Source organism: Alteromonas sp. BL110 (assembly GCF_003443615.1).
Lineage (GTDB): Bacteria > Pseudomonadota > Gammaproteobacteria > Enterobacterales > Alteromonadaceae > Alteromonas.
Genome location: NZ_CP031967.1, coordinates 3,138,313 through 3,154,663 on the forward strand (window position 1 = coordinate 3,138,313; position 16,351 = coordinate 3,154,663).

Annotated in this window: 14 protein-coding genes; 9 read left to right on the forward strand and 5 right to left on the reverse strand. The window is 42.6% G+C overall.

Annotated elements, in window-relative coordinates:
* From D1814_RS13500 to D1814_RS13525, 6 genes are all read left to right on the forward strand, one after another.
* Positions 1-795 (forward strand): outer membrane lipoprotein-sorting protein, encoded by a 795-nt coding sequence (locus D1814_RS13500; RefSeq protein WP_118493111.1) that lies wholly within the window; start codon positions 1-3, stop codon positions 793-795.
* Entirely contained in the window at positions 792-1,976 is a 1,185-nt protein-coding gene (locus tag D1814_RS13505; protein WP_183037594.1) for a hypothetical protein, read from the forward strand. The genes D1814_RS13500 and D1814_RS13505 overlap by 4 nt, the downstream gene beginning before the upstream one ends.
* Positions 1,977-1,989: 13 nt before the next feature.
* Entirely contained in the window at positions 1,990-2,511 is a 522-nt protein-coding gene (locus D1814_RS13510; RefSeq protein WP_118493113.1) for a hypothetical protein, read from the forward strand.
* 72 nt (positions 2,512-2,583) lie between these two features.
* Positions 2,584-2,841, forward strand: a complete 258-nt coding sequence (locus D1814_RS13515; protein WP_118493115.1) for a DUF3081 family protein — start codon at positions 2,584-2,586, stop codon at positions 2,839-2,841.
* 230 nt (positions 2,842-3,071) lie between these two features.
* A complete protein-coding gene (gene lpxL, locus D1814_RS13520) occupies positions 3,072-4,001 on the forward strand; it encodes an LpxL/LpxP family Kdo(2)-lipid IV(A) lauroyl/palmitoleoyl acyltransferase (protein WP_118493117.1) in 930 nt (309 codons plus the stop codon).
* Positions 4,002-4,301: 300 nt separating this feature from the next.
* Positions 4,302-4,919: a TcpQ domain-containing protein gene (locus tag D1814_RS13525; protein WP_118493119.1), complete on the forward strand. Its 618-nt coding sequence runs from the start codon at positions 4,302-4,304 to the stop codon at positions 4,917-4,919.
* Positions 4,920-4,936: 17 nt separating this feature from the next.
* On the opposite strand, the gene glnE is transcribed toward D1814_RS13525, so the two are convergent.
* Positions 4,937-7,843 (reverse strand): bifunctional [glutamate--ammonia ligase]-adenylyl-L-tyrosine phosphorylase/[glutamate--ammonia-ligase] adenylyltransferase, encoded by a 2,907-nt coding sequence (gene glnE, locus D1814_RS13530; RefSeq protein ID WP_118493122.1) that lies wholly within the window; start codon positions 7,841-7,843, stop codon positions 4,937-4,939.
* 273 nt (positions 7,844-8,116) lie between these two features.
* Here glnE and D1814_RS13535 point away from each other — a divergent pair, with 273 nt between their 5' ends.
* A complete protein-coding gene (locus D1814_RS13535; RefSeq protein WP_118493124.1) occupies positions 8,117-9,022 on the forward strand; it encodes a DUF350 domain-containing protein in 906 nt (301 codons plus the stop codon).
* Between the two features lie 99 nt (positions 9,023-9,121).
* Here the strand turns inward: D1814_RS13535 and D1814_RS13540 are convergent, their stop codons facing one another.
* Positions 9,122-9,469 carry a GIY-YIG nuclease family protein gene (locus tag D1814_RS13540; protein WP_118493126.1) on the reverse strand — a complete coding sequence of 116 codons (348 nt, stop codon included), beginning with the start codon at positions 9,467-9,469 and terminating at the stop codon, positions 9,122-9,124.
* A 31-nt stretch (positions 9,470-9,500) separates the two neighbouring features.
* Between D1814_RS13540 and hldE the strand changes: the two genes are divergently transcribed.
* Both hldE and D1814_RS13550 read left to right on the forward strand, forming a co-directional pair.
* Entirely contained in the window at positions 9,501-10,931 is a 1,431-nt protein-coding gene (hldE, locus tag D1814_RS13545) for a bifunctional D-glycero-beta-D-manno-heptose-7-phosphate kinase/D-glycero-beta-D-manno-heptose 1-phosphate adenylyltransferase HldE (RefSeq protein WP_118493128.1), read from the forward strand.
* 156 nt (positions 10,932-11,087) lie between these two features.
* Positions 11,088-12,152 carry an XrtA/PEP-CTERM system-associated ATPase gene (locus tag D1814_RS13550; RefSeq protein WP_118493130.1) on the forward strand — a complete coding sequence of 355 codons (1,065 nt, stop codon included), beginning with the start codon at positions 11,088-11,090 and terminating at the stop codon, positions 12,150-12,152.
* Between the two features lie 30 nt (positions 12,153-12,182).
* On the opposite strand, the gene D1814_RS13555 is transcribed toward D1814_RS13550, so the two are convergent.
* From D1814_RS13555 to D1814_RS13565, 3 genes are read right to left on the reverse strand one after another with little or no spacing between them, the layout of a single operon-like run.
* Positions 12,183-13,787: a TIGR03016 family PEP-CTERM system-associated outer membrane protein gene (locus D1814_RS13555; protein ID WP_232368889.1), complete on the reverse strand. Its 1,605-nt coding sequence runs from the start codon at positions 13,785-13,787 to the stop codon at positions 12,183-12,185.
* A 40-nt stretch (positions 13,788-13,827) separates the two neighbouring features.
* The gene (locus D1814_RS13560) at positions 13,828-14,772 is read right to left on the reverse strand and encodes an XrtA-associated tyrosine autokinase (protein WP_118493134.1); all 945 of its coding nucleotides are present in this window, start codon (positions 14,770-14,772) and stop codon (positions 13,828-13,830) included.
* Positions 14,773-16,341, reverse strand: a complete 1,569-nt coding sequence (locus D1814_RS13565; RefSeq protein ID WP_118493136.1) for an XrtA system polysaccharide chain length determinant — start codon at positions 16,339-16,341, stop codon at positions 14,773-14,775.
* Positions 16,342-16,351 lie beyond the last annotated feature (10 nt).

The following is a 16,351-nucleotide window of genomic DNA, read 5'->3' on the forward strand; positions in this document are numbered from 1 at the left end:
ATGAATTTTCTCTCGCGAATAGTGTTGATTGCAACATTAGGTTGTACCGCTAGCTACGGTTTAGCTTCAGAAATAAAGGGTGATGAAAAGGCCATCGCTATAGCAAAGGAACGCAAGGCTAGGGATACTGGTTGGGGGGCTAATGAGGCGAAAGTTCTGATGCTCTTGAAAAACTCGCAGGGAAAAGAAGCGACAAGAAAACTTGAAGTTAAGTCCCTGGAAGTAAAAGATGACGGAGATAAAGCACTTACCGTTTTTGAGTCTCCTAGAGATGTAAAGGGCACTGCATTTTTAAGTTTCTCGCATGCGCTTGAAGCTGATGAACAATGGATATTCTTGCCAGCGTTGAAGCGTGTAAAGCGCATATCGTCGCAAAGCAAAAGCGGCCCTTTCGTAGGTAGTGAGTTTGCCTTTGAAGATATGACTTCATACGAAGTGGAAAAGTTTTCGTACACATTCTTGGGAGAAGAAGAAATAAACGGGGAGGCCTGTTTCGTTTTAAAGCAGGTTCCAGAATATGATTTCTCAGGATACTCTTATCAAAAAGTTTGGATAGATAAATCACATTATCGTGTTCAGAAAGTTGAGTTTTTTGACCGTAAAGAGTCGTTGTTAAAAACGCTTTATTTGTCTGATTACAAACAATACAAAAACAAATTTTGGCGTCCTATGAAAAGCTTGATGCGAAATGTACAAACTAAAAAGTCGACGTCTTTGATTACCGAAGAATTAACTTTCGACACAGATTTACAAGAAAGTGACTTCGATAAAAACAGATTAAAGAGAGTTCGATGATTAGAAAAGCGGTTGCACTGTCACTAATTATTAACTTTACCTCTTTCGCCAATTCTGCAGAATTCACCGGCTCTGCAGGCCTTGATTTGCGTTATTATTTGCAGGATTCGTTGTATCCGCAGCAAGAGCGTACGTATGCTTCAGCGTATCTTTCTCCCGAAATCTATGCTGAGTTCAACGATGGCCAAGATACGCTAATTTTCAATCCTTTTTATCGTGTGGATGAGCACGATAGTGAACGCACCCATGGCGATATTAGAGAATTGCAGTGGGCGCATTACAGAGATACTTGGGAAACTAAGATTGGCATAGGTAAGGTGTTTTGGGGGCAAACTGAATCTGTGCACCTCGTGGACATTATCAACCAAACCGATTCGGTAGAGTCTGTAGATGGTGAAGCCAAGTTAGGCCAACCTATGGTGAACGTTTCATATTTTACAGAATATGGGAATTTTTCAGTTTTCGTATTGCCATATTTCCGCGAGCGAACGTTTCAAGGTACTGAGGGAAGGCTTCGCCCGCCATTGGCGGTTTCAGATGCTATTTACGAATCAGCAAGTGAAGAGAGTAACCTTGATTACGCGTTTAGGTGGCAATCTTCGATCGATGACTGGGAAGTAGGACTTTCGTATTTTTCTGGAACCACAAGGGAGCCTGAACTAATTACACAAGTTTCCGATTCAGGAATACTGTCTATAAACCCATATTACGCTCAGATAGAACAAGTAGGTGTAGATTTACTTAAGGTTAGCGGAGCATGGCTGCTCAAAATGGAAAGTATTTATAGACAGGGGCAGACTGAAGACTTTGCGGCACTGGTTGCTGGGTTCGAGTATACTCAGGAAGGTGTATTTGGCAGCAGGTATGGTCTTGGTTATTTAGCTGAGTATCAATATGATGAGCGGGACGATAACTTCTTTGCTATAGCTCAGAATGATGTAATGCTTGGTTTGCGGATTATGGCTAACGATATTGCTGGTAGTGAAATACTTGTGGGGTTTGTAAAAGACTTAGATGCTACGTCAACGTACTCTGCCTATATCGAAGCAAGTAGTAGATTGTCAGCGAACTGGCGATGGTCGTTAGATGGTTATTTTTTCTCATCTGACGACCAAGATGATCCCTTCTTTTTCTTAAGAAGAGATGACCATATAGAATTTTCACTAGAGTACTATTTTTGAGGGAAAAAAATAGATGAATCGGTATTTATGGATGCTAGGTGCGATAGCGCTTGGAATTTCTCAAGCGAATGCTGCACCTAAAACTTATGGATTAGCTACGGTAGCTTATAACGACTTCGAAACTTCAACCACGAGCGAAAGCAAATTTGCTTATAGCCTCGCCTTTGGTAAACAAATACATAGACAGTGGTACGCGGAAGCTGGCTATATCAGTCTATTCGATTATGCAAAAGAAAATAAAGGCGATGCCCTCTATCTTGCGCTCTTAGGTAAGGCGAGTGGTGGTACAGGGGAGTTATTTTACAAATTAGGTATTGCTAAAGTAGATGTAGATCTTTCTTCAGAATGTTCTGACGCTGGTGTGGTTACGCAATGTCGAGCCTCGGAAAGTATTGCAGCTGGAATCGCTGGTTTAGGGTTTGACTATTATGTGGGTGTTAGATCTATGATTCGCTTAGAATATGTTCATATGACTGGGGAAGACAGCTTTTCTACAAATATGGTTAACGTCGGCTTCAGATATAACTTCAATTGATCTTTAGTATTTTTAAATCCAAAAACCGCTTGTTGATGTAAAAGTAAGTAAATTCACAACTATGGATTTACAATGAAAAACGAATTAGACAGCAAGTTCTTACTTCAAGTTTTCGATAAGATTCGCCAACATGGTGCGAAAGAAAACGAACAGTATAAGCTTAACGGAATAACAGCGTTTACTGACCACGACGGGTATACGCTGTACATTGAAGACGTGAACGTGAAGCTTCAGTTTGGTTTTCATAATCAGTATCACTTCGATTATGATTCAAAAGAACAGTACGAATCTTTTGAAAAGAAACTAAAGGAAATTGATAAAGAGTACTGAATCACAATTTTTTTTAATGTTGCTACAGCAAGCTAGCAACAGGCGGTTGAGTAAAGCCTCAGGCTAGGTGGTGATGTCTAGCAAAAAATGTAATCCCGTCACCACCTACCTAATGTTTGTTTTCATCCCTTTTATCTCAATCAATCAATCCATTGATCAACTGGCCCAATTAGCCCCGCAAAAGACCTTCTGCTACAATGCCGCCCACTTCACTTAATAGGAAATACACATTGGCGGCGGCAATTAAAGCTCCTAAGTTTAAATTGGCATTCCTTGGCCCTAAATTCTGGCCCGTTTGGTTGGGCGTTTTTATTCTTTATGCTATTACTTGGCTACCATTACCTGTTATCCGCACTATTGGGGGCGGCGCAGGAAAGCTGATTGCTCTTGTAGTGCCTAAACGAGCGAAAGTTGCTAAGCGTAATCTACAGCTTTGGAACCCGTCTTTGTCTGAAAGTGAAATTGAAGCACTTTACAGAGAAAACATACGCCGAACGGGTATGGCGTTGTTCGAAACCGCCATGGGGTGGTGGTGGCCAGACTGGCGAGTTAAGCGAGCTATTGAAATTGAAGGTACCGAGCACGTAGAAGCAGCCCTAACTAAGGGCAAAGGCGTTTTTGGTATGGCGTTACACAATATGAACCTAGAGTTTGCTTGCCGTGGTATCGGCTTTTATCATCCAAGCATTGCCTTTTACAGAAAACACAACAATCCGTTAGTCGATTATCTTCAGTATCACGGGCGAAATCGCTCTAATAAATATATGATTGATAAACGTAATGCTAAGGCGCTTATCGCGGCACTTGATGATAAAGAGTTATGTTTGTACCTGCCCGATCAAGATTACGGCCCTAGACAGAGCATTTTTGTTCCATTTGGTGGCGTAAAAGAGACAGCTACAACAACGGCGACGCTTATGTTTATTAGGCGCACGAATTCTGAGCCTATGATCATAACGTCTCAATACACTAAACGCGGCTATAAAATAAAAATATACCCACCACTTTCTGAACTTGGCGCAATGGAAGATACAGAGGCTTTAACTCTCTTAAATCAGCACGTCGATAGCGCCGTGAAAGAGCAGCCAGAGAGCTACTTATGGATGCATAAGCGTTTCAAAACACGCCCTGAGAGTAATCCCGAATCACTTTATAAATAATTGTAAACGCGAATTTAAAAGCCACACTAACCAAAAAAGTGCGTACACCGGTTGACTATAATAAGAGCGACTGATTTGTCAGCATTGGGGGAAGTTGAATATTATAATCGGCAATAGACAACTAAAAAGTAATGCACTGTTTATACCGTAACTGGTCAAAACAAGTTAGCTCTTACAAAAATAGATAAATAGGATAAATGCGTATTAAAGCCGATTCGTCTAAGATAAATAAATCGGGGTTGGTTCGAGCAGCGAAAAAAGCTTAGAACTTGTTTTAGCGTATTCACAGATTGGTAGGTTATGGGACAGACGAGTTATTCAAGCTCTTCATTTTGGGCAAAGCAGATAGGTATTGCGGTAGTGCTAGTTATCGCTGCAGGCGTACTGATTTATATGCTACAAACTCACGAACAGTCTCCTACACCTGCGTCACAAAAAGAAGAGAAATCTGTTTCCAAAGGACTCAGCGAGTTTTATCGTGACTTTCGTATGTCTTCAACTGACCCGTTAGAGGATGAACAGGGCGATTTCGTGCTCGATATTGCCGGTGTAGATCCTAACCTAGACAGCAAGTTGGCAAATATGTCCAGTCAAACGCGTCCGGTTGAAAAGAACTGGACTGGCGAACACAAATACCGCACCTTCAAAGAAGGCAACACGCTTCGCGAGGCTATTTCACAATATGCTCAAGCTGAAGGTATGCAGTTAATTTGGAATTTGGAACAAGACTTTGTTATTAAGCATCAGTTTCAATTAGACAACACAGTCGCAGGTTCTTTAGCTAAGATCGCGAGCGCAATCGACAGTAGTTTTGAAGGTGAAGTTCAAGCCTATTTATGCGCAGAGCAGCGCTCTTTAGTTGTTACTGCTCAAGAAACCGACTTTCTTAAAAACCAATGCCGCCTGGTACGCGGATAGCGTGTTTCCAGACTTACTCACTGTGTTCTAAATAGTGTATCCCAGTGTTGTGTTACTTGTTGGCGTATAATATCTAACTCTTCACTTTGGTCAGCGTACTTTGTGTCTGCTAAGGTGAGGTGGTGATATTGCTCTCGAAGCAGCAAGTAGGCCTTTTGTAGTTTTTGTGCTGTTGGCGTATCAATGATGTTCGCGCTGGCTGCAACATCAAAAATTCTAAGATTATCTGGATACTCAGTCATTGCTTTTACAGTACAAGCGTGTGCTAAAACAAGATATTGCGCAATAAACTCAATGTCAGTAATACCGCCTTCACACTGCTTCAAATCTACTTTTTCATTATTTTTAGCCAGTAGGTGTTCACGCATTTTTATGCGCATTTTGCAGACATCTTGTGACAGTGTTTCGGGAGCTCTAGATTGACTGAGAATTGCATGCCTTACCTGTGAAAAGTCATCCAAAAGTGATGTGTCGCCGCAGATAGCTCTTGCTCTCACCAGCGCCTGGTGCTCCCATGTCCAAGCTTCCTCAACTTGATATTTTTCAAACCCCTGTATGTGACAGCACAATAATCCAGCGTTGCCAGAAGGGCGCAAACGCAAGTCAGTTTCGTACAGCTGACCAAACAGTGTTTTAGTATTAAGGAGATGCATAATGCGTTGGGCTAATTTAATATAAAACTGTTGTGCCTCAATTGATTTTTTGCCGTCTGTACTGCTCGAACGGGGCGCATTGTGTATAAAAACCAAATCTAAATCTGAGCCATATCCCAGCTCATAACCGCCTAATTTACCGTAGCCAATAACAGCAAAGCCCTTATCATTACCCTCTAGGTGCGAAGGAACGCCAAAGCGCTGTCGCATTTGCATCCACGCTGCGTTAACGACGTGCTCTAAAATAACCTCTGCTAGAACGGTTAGTTTGTCGCTAACGTTATTAATGGGTAGGGATTCACTAATATCACTGGCAGCGATACGAAGCTGTTGGCAGAGTTTGAACTGCCTAAGTCCATCCATCAACATTTCCACGTCGTCTTGCTCTATACGGAGCATGGTCTCGCGTAGTTCGGTCTGATATTCCTGCTTACTGGTTTGAATGTCAGTATTCTGCTGCCCTAAATAGAGTGGGGTGAGCAGTTCATCTAATAAAAGTGGGAATCGTCTAATTTCTTGTGCTATCCAGTCGCTTCTCTCGCAAAGCCTTACCAACTGCTTAAGCACATCAGGGTTTTCAAGCAAAAGGTCGAGATAAGTTGTACGTCCGGTAATTGCCTCAATCACGCCCAATAACCGGCTTAACACCTGTGCAGTATGATTAGGGTGCTGTTTAATCAATACATATAATATTTCGGGAAGAAGTTTGTTAAGGGTATCTTCGCCTCTTTGCCCTATACGGTAGTTTCGTTGCTTATCTTTAAAAGCGACGAGAATCGCGAAAATTTGCTTACTTACTTTACTGGAAAGATAGTCGCTAAACGTTTCAGTAAATTCGTCCTCTTGCAGCGAAAGACGCCATGCGTCTTGGCAAGCGATAAAAAGCTGGTCTTCGTCTGAATGCATGTCATGGCTCTCTTCAACTAATTCGTTGAAATGACCGTGTATGCGAGCCATGACTTCGTCTAAATGAGTTAAAAAGTCGCTATAAGCCGCAAAGCCCATAACATCAATTAGCGCATTTTGCTGCCACGGTTCGTCGGGTAAAGTTTGAGTTTGACGGTCCTGGCTTTGTTGTAATGTGTGCTCTACTTTCCTTAAAAACAAATAATCTTGTTTAAGCTGCTTTGTGACTTCGCTTTCTACAATGTCTAATTCGCTCAAAACGTCTAAGGTGTGAAGTAAAGACTTACTTTGTAGCACCGGTTCACGACCACCGTGGATAAGCTGAAAACTTTGGGCGAAAAATTCGACTTCTCGAATACCACCAGCGCCCAGTTTAATATTGTTGCTTAAACGTCGCCTGCGAATTTCGGTAGCTATAAGCTTTTTCATATTGCGCAGCGCATCCAGAGTGGTGAAGTCTAAATACCGTCTAAACGTAAAGGGGTGAAGAATCCCTTTTAGCCACGTAGCATTATCTGAATCGTCATCATTAATGACCCGTGCTTTCACCATGGCAAAGCGTTCCCAGTGCCTACCTTGGTCCTGATAGTAATCTTCAAGCGCGGTAAAATGCATTACCAAGGGACCAGAATCCCCAAACGGACGTAAGCGCATATCAACACGGTAGACTTGTCCATCATTAGTCACTTTGTTCAGCGCTTGAATAAGCTTTTGGGCTAGCTTGGTAAAAAACTGCTGATGCTCTAGCGCTTTCTTGCCTCCGCTAGTTTCTCCTTTTTCTGGGTAAGCGAATATCAAGTCAATGTCTGACGAAAAGTTGAGCTCTCGTCCACCGAGCTTGCCCATACCAAGAATGTACATGTGCATATCTTGGTTGTTACTCTTTGGAGTTCCATAGCGGTGAGCTAAGTGTTGGTAAATCCAATGGTAGGCGCTAGTTATCAGCGCATCCGCCAATGCCGAAACTTGAGCAAGTGAAGCTTCAATATTCTGGTTGTTGAGAACATCTAAGAAGGTGATACGCGCCATTTCTTGATTGCGGTATTCACGAAGTTCTTTTAGTAATTCGTCTTCGCTTTTGAGTGTTTCAAGCTTTGTTTTTAATTCAGTGCTGAAGTGAGTAAAGGTTGAGTCAGACACAGTTAAATCAGACACAGGTTCGACGACTCTGGAGATAAACGCAGGCTTTCGTACCAGTGTTTCAGCTAGGAAAGCCGAGCGAGCAAAAGCGCTTAAAAGGGCTTCGCGATGGTTTGCTGCAATGACTTGGTCGGTTTCGGTTAAGGCGGGTGAATCTAGGAACTGCTGCCATAATTTTCCGGCTTGCTCTACGTTTGTCATGCTATTTTCGTTGTCTATTGGCATAATGCTCGCGTCTTAAGAGATAACATCTGTGTAAAATAATGAATACTCAAATTTTTATTGAAAGTATTCATAGCCTGCTAAGTTTTACCGCCTCGGTTAATGACGGTGACTTATTGGGGCATTTATTAAAATAAATCTGAACAAGTTCGCTGCCATCTTTGTACCAATTTAGCAAGAATGGATGCTGCTGCCCCAATTGTTATTACTACAACAACACTGATTAAAAGAGGGCAATCAGCAGGGAACTTCGTATGTTCAAGGAGCAAAGATAACGTGGAAGCCTTACTAAAACTAGTACCTCTCACGCAGGAACTTTTAATTTACCTTGCCATGGATGTAGCAATAGCGTTAGTGCTACTGATGATTATGAAATGGCTGACTGGCGCATTTAGAAAATACTCAGTAACTGAAGAACTTGGTGTTAAAGATAACTTTGCGTTTGGCATAAGCATTGCCGGAGGCATGTTGTCTTTATGCATAGTGCTGAGCTCAGTAGTAGGGCGGCATATAGGTGCAGGATACCAAGAGGCGGCTATTGGCATGGTGACTTTTGGTTTTGTGGGGATCATGCTTGTGAAATTTGGGCGTTTTGCACACGATAAACTAGTACTTAACAAACTAGACACCCACACAATGATTGCCGAACGAAGCGTTAGTGTAGCGCTTGTTGATGCTGCGAGCCTAGTAGCCAGTGCAATAGTGCTACGCAATATTATGATATGGGTTGACGGCAGCGACATGAATGCGCTGATTGCCATAGTAACGGGCTTTACCGTAGTCCTGACCATGCTACTAGTGATGACGCGAATTTTAGAGTTCAGATACGCACGGGATAATCAAAATGACTCGTTTCAGGGGGCATTAGAGAAAGGGCAGTTAGCGCTCGCTATCGAACATAGTGGTAACCTGCTTGGCACGGCAATGATTGTTTCAGCAGCAAAAAACCTACTTATCTATAATCCATCGGGCTATGTGAGCAATGTAACGGGATGGTTGATTGTAAGCGTAGGTTTAGCCATAGCACTACATGTATTGGTTCTGGTGAATAAAAAAATCATTCTTTTCGGTATGAACTTCCGCCGAGAAGTGGACCATCAGCACAATGTAGGTGTAGCGGCGTTAGGTTTCACGCTAAGCATTGGTAACGCTATGATCATCAATGGTGTTTTAGGTGGTTAGATTAGCAACTTGGGAGCTTTTACAAACCTAGTTATCAAGGTATTTTGCCTATGGCGCTCTCATTAAATGATATTTGGCGACAAACCTGTCGCCAATCACTCAGTCCTCAAACGCTGATTTTATACACGATAAATCGTTGAGCTGCTTTTTTTGAATGATGCTGTTTTTTTGAGCGCGGCTCATTTGCTTAACCGCATATTCAAGCTTTGCCGCTTGCGCTTTGTCGGCAACTTCAAATACGGCTCTAAAAATTAACGGTGACTTACCTTTAAGCGCCTTAGCGCCCCCTTTTAATACCCCTCTATGCTGAGATATTCGACGTTTAGGGTCGGTAGTGATGCCCGTATAAATCTGCCCGAGCTTGTTCTCAACCATATAAAGGTACCAAGGGGTATTTAAGTTTGGTTGGTGGGTATTGCCTGTCTTGGCTGTTATACTCTGTGCCAATGTACTCAATGTCTAAAAAATTACTCTCAGCATGATATTACCAGATTTTAGTAAAGCAAAAGTGCTTATTGTTGGCGACCTTATGTTAGACCGGTATTGGAGCGGTGGTACAGGGCGTATATCACCCGAGGCGCCCGTGCCAGTAGTAAACGTTAAAAATTCCGAGGATAGAGCGGGTGGCGCCGCCAACGTTGCGGTAAATGTAGCAACGTTAGGCGCAGAGGTAACCCTGCTAGGCATGTGCGGTAAAGACGAAAACGCCAAAATATTAAAAGACCGGTTAGAGAGTCACGATATTCACTGTGAGTTCTTTGAGGTGGATGGCTTCGATACCATTACTAAGCTTCGCGTGATGAGCAGAAATCAGCAGCTTCTGCGCTTGGATTTTGAGAAGAGCTTTGAGGAAACTGATAAATCAACACTGGAATTAGCCTTCGATAAAGCGTTGGATAATGCTGACGTTGTTATTCTAAGCGACTATGCAAAAGGCTGCTTGAGCGACCCAAAAGTACTGATAGAAAAAGCGCGAAGTAAGAATAAGCGTGTGGTAGTAGATCCTAAGGGCAGTGATTTTGGTAAATACGCTGGAGCTACGTTAGTTACACCGAATATGGACGAGCTTCGCGGTATTGTCGGCGAGATAGTTAGTGAGCAAGTGTTGGTAGAAAAAGCGCAGTCCTTAAAAGAGTCGTTGAATTTAAGCGCCCTTCTGGTAACGCGTTCAGAAGACGGTATGACATTGTTTGATGGAGATAACAACGAGTTTCATCTACCCGCAAAAGCTAAAGAGGTTTACGACGTAACCGGAGCAGGGGATACGGTTGTCTCAACACTCGCTGTTGCCATGGCCTGTAATTTACCGCTTCAAGCAGCCTGTGTACTAGCTAATTTAGCAGCAAGCGTTGTAGTAGGAAAGTTAGGCACATCTACCGTATCAAATACGGAACTTGCACTGGCCTTGGGCGAGCAGTCGGTACATTTAGATGGCGGTGTGATGAATGAAGACCAGCTAGAAATAGCGCTTAAGGCGGCAAAAGCACGCGGCGAGCGTATTGTCATGACTAACGGTTGTTTTGATATATTGCACTCTGGTCACGTTGCTTATCTGGAAGAAGCTGCCCAGCTTGGTGATCGATTAATTGTTGCAGTTAACACCGATGCGTCTGTGACCAAGCTAAAAGGGCCTGGGCGCCCGGTAAATAACGTTAGCAGACGTATGGCGGTACTAGCAGGCTTAAGCGCAGTCGATTGGGTTGTACCCTTTGAAGAAGATACGCCTCAGCGAGTTATCGCTCGATTACTGCCAGATGTACTGGTAAAAGGCGGCGACTACAAAATTGAAGAGATTGCGGGAGGCACGGACGTGCTGGAAAATGGCGGTGAAGTTAAAGTGTTAACGTTTGAAGATGGTGTATCGACTACAGGTATCATCGAGCGCATTACTGAAAACAAACTGCGATAAGCCTTTAGTGGGAGCTATAAAGATAATACTTCGATAACGGCGCGTTGTTGGTTACCATATACATTAAAAGCATAAGTAAAGTATAACGCGCTAGCCTTAACCAACTTTAAGCATTGGTTTTGAACACACATTTCTAATGGAATAACGGCAAATAGTATGTACGAAAGTTACTATGGACTTAACTCGAAACCGTTTCAGTTAACCCCAGACCCTGAATTTTTCTTTGCAAGTAAATGGCACAGGCGCGCCATGTCTTACCTGCAGTATGGTCTTTCTCAAGCCGAGGGGTTTATTGTTATTACCGGTGGAATTGGAACGGGCAAAACCACTGTTGCAAATAGCCTGCTTGAAGAAATTGAAGACGATATCGCGGCAGCGCAAATAGTAACGCCAAAGCTGTCGCCAGACGAACTGGTAAAAATGGTCGCGTCTAAATTTGATATTCCCACAGAGGGGCGTTCAAAAGCGGATATTTTAAAAGCCCTAGAAATTTTTCTTTACGACTTAAATAAAGCAGGGCGCCGCGCTTTATTACTTGTAGATGAAGCACAAAACCTTCCGTTAGAAACCATCGAAGAGCTAAGAATGCTTAGCAACTTTCAGCTAAACGGCAAGCCGCTTATTCAAAGTTTTTTGCTTGGTCAGGAAGAGCTACAGCCTATTCTTCGTGCGCCGAATATGGAGCAGTTTAGGCAGCGTATTGTGGCGTCGTGTCATCTAGCACCACTTTCTTTAGAAGAGTGCAAAGAATATATTGAATACCGTTTGCACCACGCCGGGTGGAGCGGTACTGCGCTATTTAGCGACGAAGCGTTAGAACGCATTCATATGTTCTCTCGTGGCATACCTCGCAAGATTAATACCCTCATGGATAGGATAATGCTTTATGGCTTTCTTGAAGAGCTGGAGAGCTTTGGCGCTAGTGCGGTAAACGAGGTTATTGAAGAAGTAAAAGCCGAAATGTTCGAGCCAGACAAAACAGGCGCGGAAGTTACCGAACATATGGGGTTTGCTGACCACCCCGAAAGTCAGACTATTATGACGCCGAAAGGGAATGTTATTCGCGACACTAAGTACTACTTGGATATGTTAGCTGAGTTGGTTGATGCTTTGGATGATGCAATTTCACAGAAAGTGAAAATGACCCAGTACGTAGATAAGCTTATGAAGAAGAAGTTTAAAACTTACGTACGGCTTAAGAGTGATGATAAGAAAGATTGATGTTCCAAGCGCCAACCAAGGCGCTTGTTGTTATTGATACTTATATATAACGGATAATGAAATGCGTCGGTCTGAATAATTGTTTCCGAAAAGGCCGACTCCAGTTGCAATGTCGCCCGATTGGTCCACGTATGTAAAATCAATTGCTGCAGTTAGGTATCTGCCAATCTCACGTTGAATAGCTATATTCCCTCGCCAATTGTCAGTTTCCCCATTTAAGTCAGCTTGGTCTGAACGTTGTGTGATATTGGCATAAGTAACCTCTGTACTTATATTCGTGTAGCTTCCGAGTTCGTAAACTAAGGTTGTACCAAGGGAATAGGTTCGGCGAAGCCGCTCTAAGTCTAGGTAATCGTCTTCTGCATAACGCGATGTGAGCGCAATTGTTAGTCGTGAAAAATCATACCCGGCTTGGAAGTTGGTGCTTTTTCGAATAATTATATTGTCGTCAAACTCAATTACTTGGGATGTTAATTGCACTAGTTGTTCGCTAGCATCAGGTTGGTAGGTTAAGCTACTTGGCTGAAAGCAGTCTGCAATTGATATAGTGGCAGCAGGGCAGACAAATACACCTAGGTTTTGGGGGTTAGCTAAAAGCCTGGACGTATTTGTGACATCTTCACTATAGCTCAATGATGTGCGTAGGTATTTAGAATTATAGCTAGCGTCGAACGAAGCTGCCTCGCCGTAAAATCGTCTTCCATATGAACCAGATAAGTTAGTGCGAGGACTTAGCGCCCACTTAAAGTCTAAGCCAATAAAAGTTTCGTCATCGTCTTCATCTAAATCAGAGTCGCTACCATTGGCTGTAACCGCTATATATCTATCTTCACTTTGACGGTAAAAAAGGCCCATTCCATAAGAATTGAATTTCCGGGTACTACTAGAAGTATCATCACGGTCAGAAACCTGGTTGGCCTCATGTACTGCAGTGAGTCTTATACCAAAGCTTTTTATCACAGCAATATCTATAAAACCGTCGGCGGTTCGTGTAATAAATTCGTCGTTGTTATTTTGCGCGCGGTCGGTATTAATATACGTACCGTCAAGCTGCCAAAAAACTCGTCGTATGCTGTCGCCGTTAGATATACCGCCAAATAACTCAATAGTGTTATTGTCTAAAGCCTGACCGCTATTTAATGTGGAACGTTCTGAAGCAACGTCAGCATAAGCGATACCGCCTTGAGCATGAACCCAGTTGCCGCGATCAAAGTTGGCTAACGCTGAAATACGGTTTGAACGAGTCTTTGAAAGCGAATCGGAATTATTGAGAAAGTCTGAAACCAAATAATTGTTTGCATTTGTATTTTGATAGCTAAGAGCCCCTTGCCCTTCAATTTGTAAAAAGCTATCGAATGGTTGCCATACTAAACTGTAAGTATATTCTTCAAAAGTATCTGTGCGACTGTTATCAACTTTATCTCGTTCTAAATGCGTAAGCGAACCTGACCAAAAACCTCTGAACGTTCTTGTATCTAGGCTCGCATTTATTGACGGAGTAACTTGTAAAGTGTCTAACGAAAGCTGCCCTTCAGCCTCAGATTCGACATCTTGGAAGATGTATTCAGCTTCTGCTTTTCCAGTTATTTTTAGTTCTGCCAACGCGTTGAATGAGTACAAAAGGGAGGTGCCCATTAAGGCTCCCCATAAAATCCCTTGTTGCCGCGTGTGTATTCTAGTTCTCTCGCTCGGCATAATAATATCCATAATATCCACTTCCATCAGTATCGTGGTGTATTGATTTATTAACAACGAACCCGATGGCCATCTCGGGATTTAACCGTTCTACCGACATCTTGATATCATTGATCTTAGTCTTCCCTTCTTCAACTACTACTACCGCTTGGCCAGCAAAGTTAGCGAGAATAGCACTTTCGTTAATGCCGATGAGAGGCGGTGTGTCGAATATAACAATTCGATCGGGGTATCGATTAGCAAACTCGTCTACAGTTTCATGCATTTTTTGGCTCGCAAGCATTTCTGTGGACAAATGATGTGATTTACCTGCAGGAATAATCTTTAGCTTATCAATATTTGTAGGATAAAGTACTTCAGAGATATCTTCTACGTCGCCTGACAAGTATTCCATAAGTCCTTTACGTCGCTCTAGGCCCAACGTATTTAGTACATTGGGCTTTAGTACATCAGCGTCGACCAACAAGACAGTTTTGTCCTGTTCAGCTGCGATACTGAGCGCTAGATTCGTTGCAGTAAAGGTCTTGCCTTCAGAAGGGCGGCTACTGGTCACCATTATAATGTTCGGATTGTTTAAGGTTTTCGCCAAAGCACCGAAGGCATTAGCGATTAGCTTACGCTTTATTTCGCGATATTCTTCGTTAATTTGTTTACGTTCACCTAATACGGATATATGGCCTTTATCGCTAAGCTCTTTCAGCTTAAGAGTGAACGGAGAGAGTTCGGTCCTAGTACCTGCTTTCGCCGAATCTTCAATATATTGAGAACCCGTTGTATTATCAGAGAGCTCTTTAGATGTTATTTGCTCCGCAGGCTCTACTGTATTTTGAACCCGATGACCTGACATCTCAGCCTTGGTTTTCTTATTTTCCGCTTCTCTTTCAGCTTTCTGTCGCTGCAGAGCTTTTTCAATAGTGTTTTTCATTTAAAAGAACCTCTCTGCAATATTTATATTCATTATTTCAGCAGCAATAAGCACGCTGTAAATCATAACAATTGCACCCGAGGAAGCGAGAAAAACTAATAGTCTTCGGTTGTTGGTTTTATTTATCCGCTCAAACTCTAAGTGACTAACCGTTCCCCAAATGGGGTAGTCTGAAAGCCTGAGAAGTTGTTTAGGCCTGATAAGCACAGGGGTTAACTGGCTAATTAGGAAGGCCAGTCCAATACCTGCCCCAAAACCAACGAATAATACTGCTGTGTAAAGTATTATTCTATGAGGTCCAGAGGGCTTATTGGCTACGAGTGGCGGCTCAATAATGCGGAATTGAAGTTCTTCGGCAGATACTTCAGCTCTGCGAGATAAGTCCGCAGCCTCGCGCCGACCTAGTAATTCCTCATACTTTTTCTTTAAAATATCATAGTCACGATTGAGCGCTGAAGACTCTGCTTCAATTTGAGGTATTAGGTCGACCTTTGACTCTAATTCTGAAATTTTAGTCTTTAAATCGGACTCTTTGACATTTAACGCCGCTATTTCACTTTGAAGCCGGCTCATTTCAAGGCGTATTTCCTGAGTTAGCTCGTTCATCGGCCCTTGAATGTCGCCCTCTGTAGCGGCTAAAAATGCGTCTACTTCTTTTTTCCTTGATGCTTCTAAACTTTCTAGTAACAGCTTAGTTTCTATGACATCTGGGTGCTTATCAGTGAACCGTAACTTTAACCGATCCAAATCTTCTTCTAAGTTTTTGATGCGGTCATCGTAGCGGGTTTTTAATACACTATCCTCTTGATTCGTTACTCCCAAACTCGCAGACGCGGCTTGACTTTTAATCTGCGACTTTAAAGAGTCAACTTGTTTATTAGTCTGCCTGATAGAAAGTTTGGTGGCCTCTAACTCAGTATTGAGCGTTTGCAAGCGTGAATAATAGGTGCCTGATAGCGGTAGTATGTTGTTGTATTGTCTTTTGAAGTTTGCAAGACGCTGTTCTGACTCTGATAAGCGAGTCTCATACTCTGCAATTTGCTCTTCTAAAAACCGTCCCGCGGTGTCGGTGTCCCTTCGATTATTTCCTAAAGACCCTTCCACGAACAAATCAAGCGTTTCTTGAACGACTCGCTGAGCGGTAATCGCATTAGTGTGCTCATAACTTATATTATAAATATTGTCTCGGCCTGCTGATTTAAGTTGAATCTCATAAGCTAATTGAGTAACTAGCTCTTCGAATTCATTAACAGTATCAGTTGTTATATCGAGATCACTTTCTCTGGCTATTGTCTCGACGTTAGATCGGCTGAGAAGGGTTTTTGCCATCATCCTTACTTCAGAATCTGGATCACTTTGTATCGCGAGCCCCTTTAATAGTGGCTGTAGAACTGATCGAGTGTCTACATACACTTGCGCTTTTGAAGTGTATTGATCTTGAAGGTTAGCTACAAGTAGAAAACCTAACGGGCAAATGAGCCATGACGCTACTATGACATAGCGTTTCTTAACCCATACTCCTTTTACCAGATCCAAAAATTGGAGTAAGGTTTGTTGTAAATCCTGCATTAAACTGTTC

Coding starts and splice junctions, on each gene's coding strand:
- D1814_RS13500 (WP_118493111.1), top strand. CDS start 1: ATGAATTTTCTCTCGCGAATAGTGTTGATTGCAACATTAGGTTGTACC.
- D1814_RS13505 (WP_183037594.1), top strand. CDS start 792: ATGATTAGAAAAGCGGTTGCACTGTCACTAATTATTAACTTTACCTCT.
- D1814_RS13510 (WP_118493113.1), top strand. CDS start 1,990: ATGAATCGGTATTTATGGATGCTAGGTGCGATAGCGCTTGGAATTTCT.
- D1814_RS13515 (WP_118493115.1), top strand. CDS start 2,584: ATGAAAAACGAATTAGACAGCAAGTTCTTACTTCAAGTTTTCGATAAG.
- D1814_RS13525 (WP_118493119.1), top strand. CDS start 4,302: ATGGGACAGACGAGTTATTCAAGCTCTTCATTTTGGGCAAAGCAGATA.
- glnE (WP_118493122.1), bottom strand. CDS start 7,843: ATGCCAATAGACAACGAAAATAGCATGACAAACGTAGAGCAAGCCGGA.
- hldE (WP_118493128.1), top strand. CDS start 9,501: ATGATATTACCAGATTTTAGTAAAGCAAAAGTGCTTATTGTTGGCGAC.
- D1814_RS13550 (WP_118493130.1), top strand. CDS start 11,088: ATGTACGAAAGTTACTATGGACTTAACTCGAAACCGTTTCAGTTAACC.
- D1814_RS13555 (WP_232368889.1), bottom strand. CDS start 13,787: ATGGGCACCTCCCTTTTGTACTCATTCAACGCGTTGGCAGAACTAAAA.
- D1814_RS13560 (WP_118493134.1), bottom strand. CDS start 14,772: ATGAAAAACACTATTGAAAAAGCTCTGCAGCGACAGAAAGCTGAAAGA.
- D1814_RS13565 (WP_118493136.1), bottom strand. CDS start 16,341: ATGCAGGATTTACAACAAACCTTACTCCAATTTTTGGATCTGGTAAAA.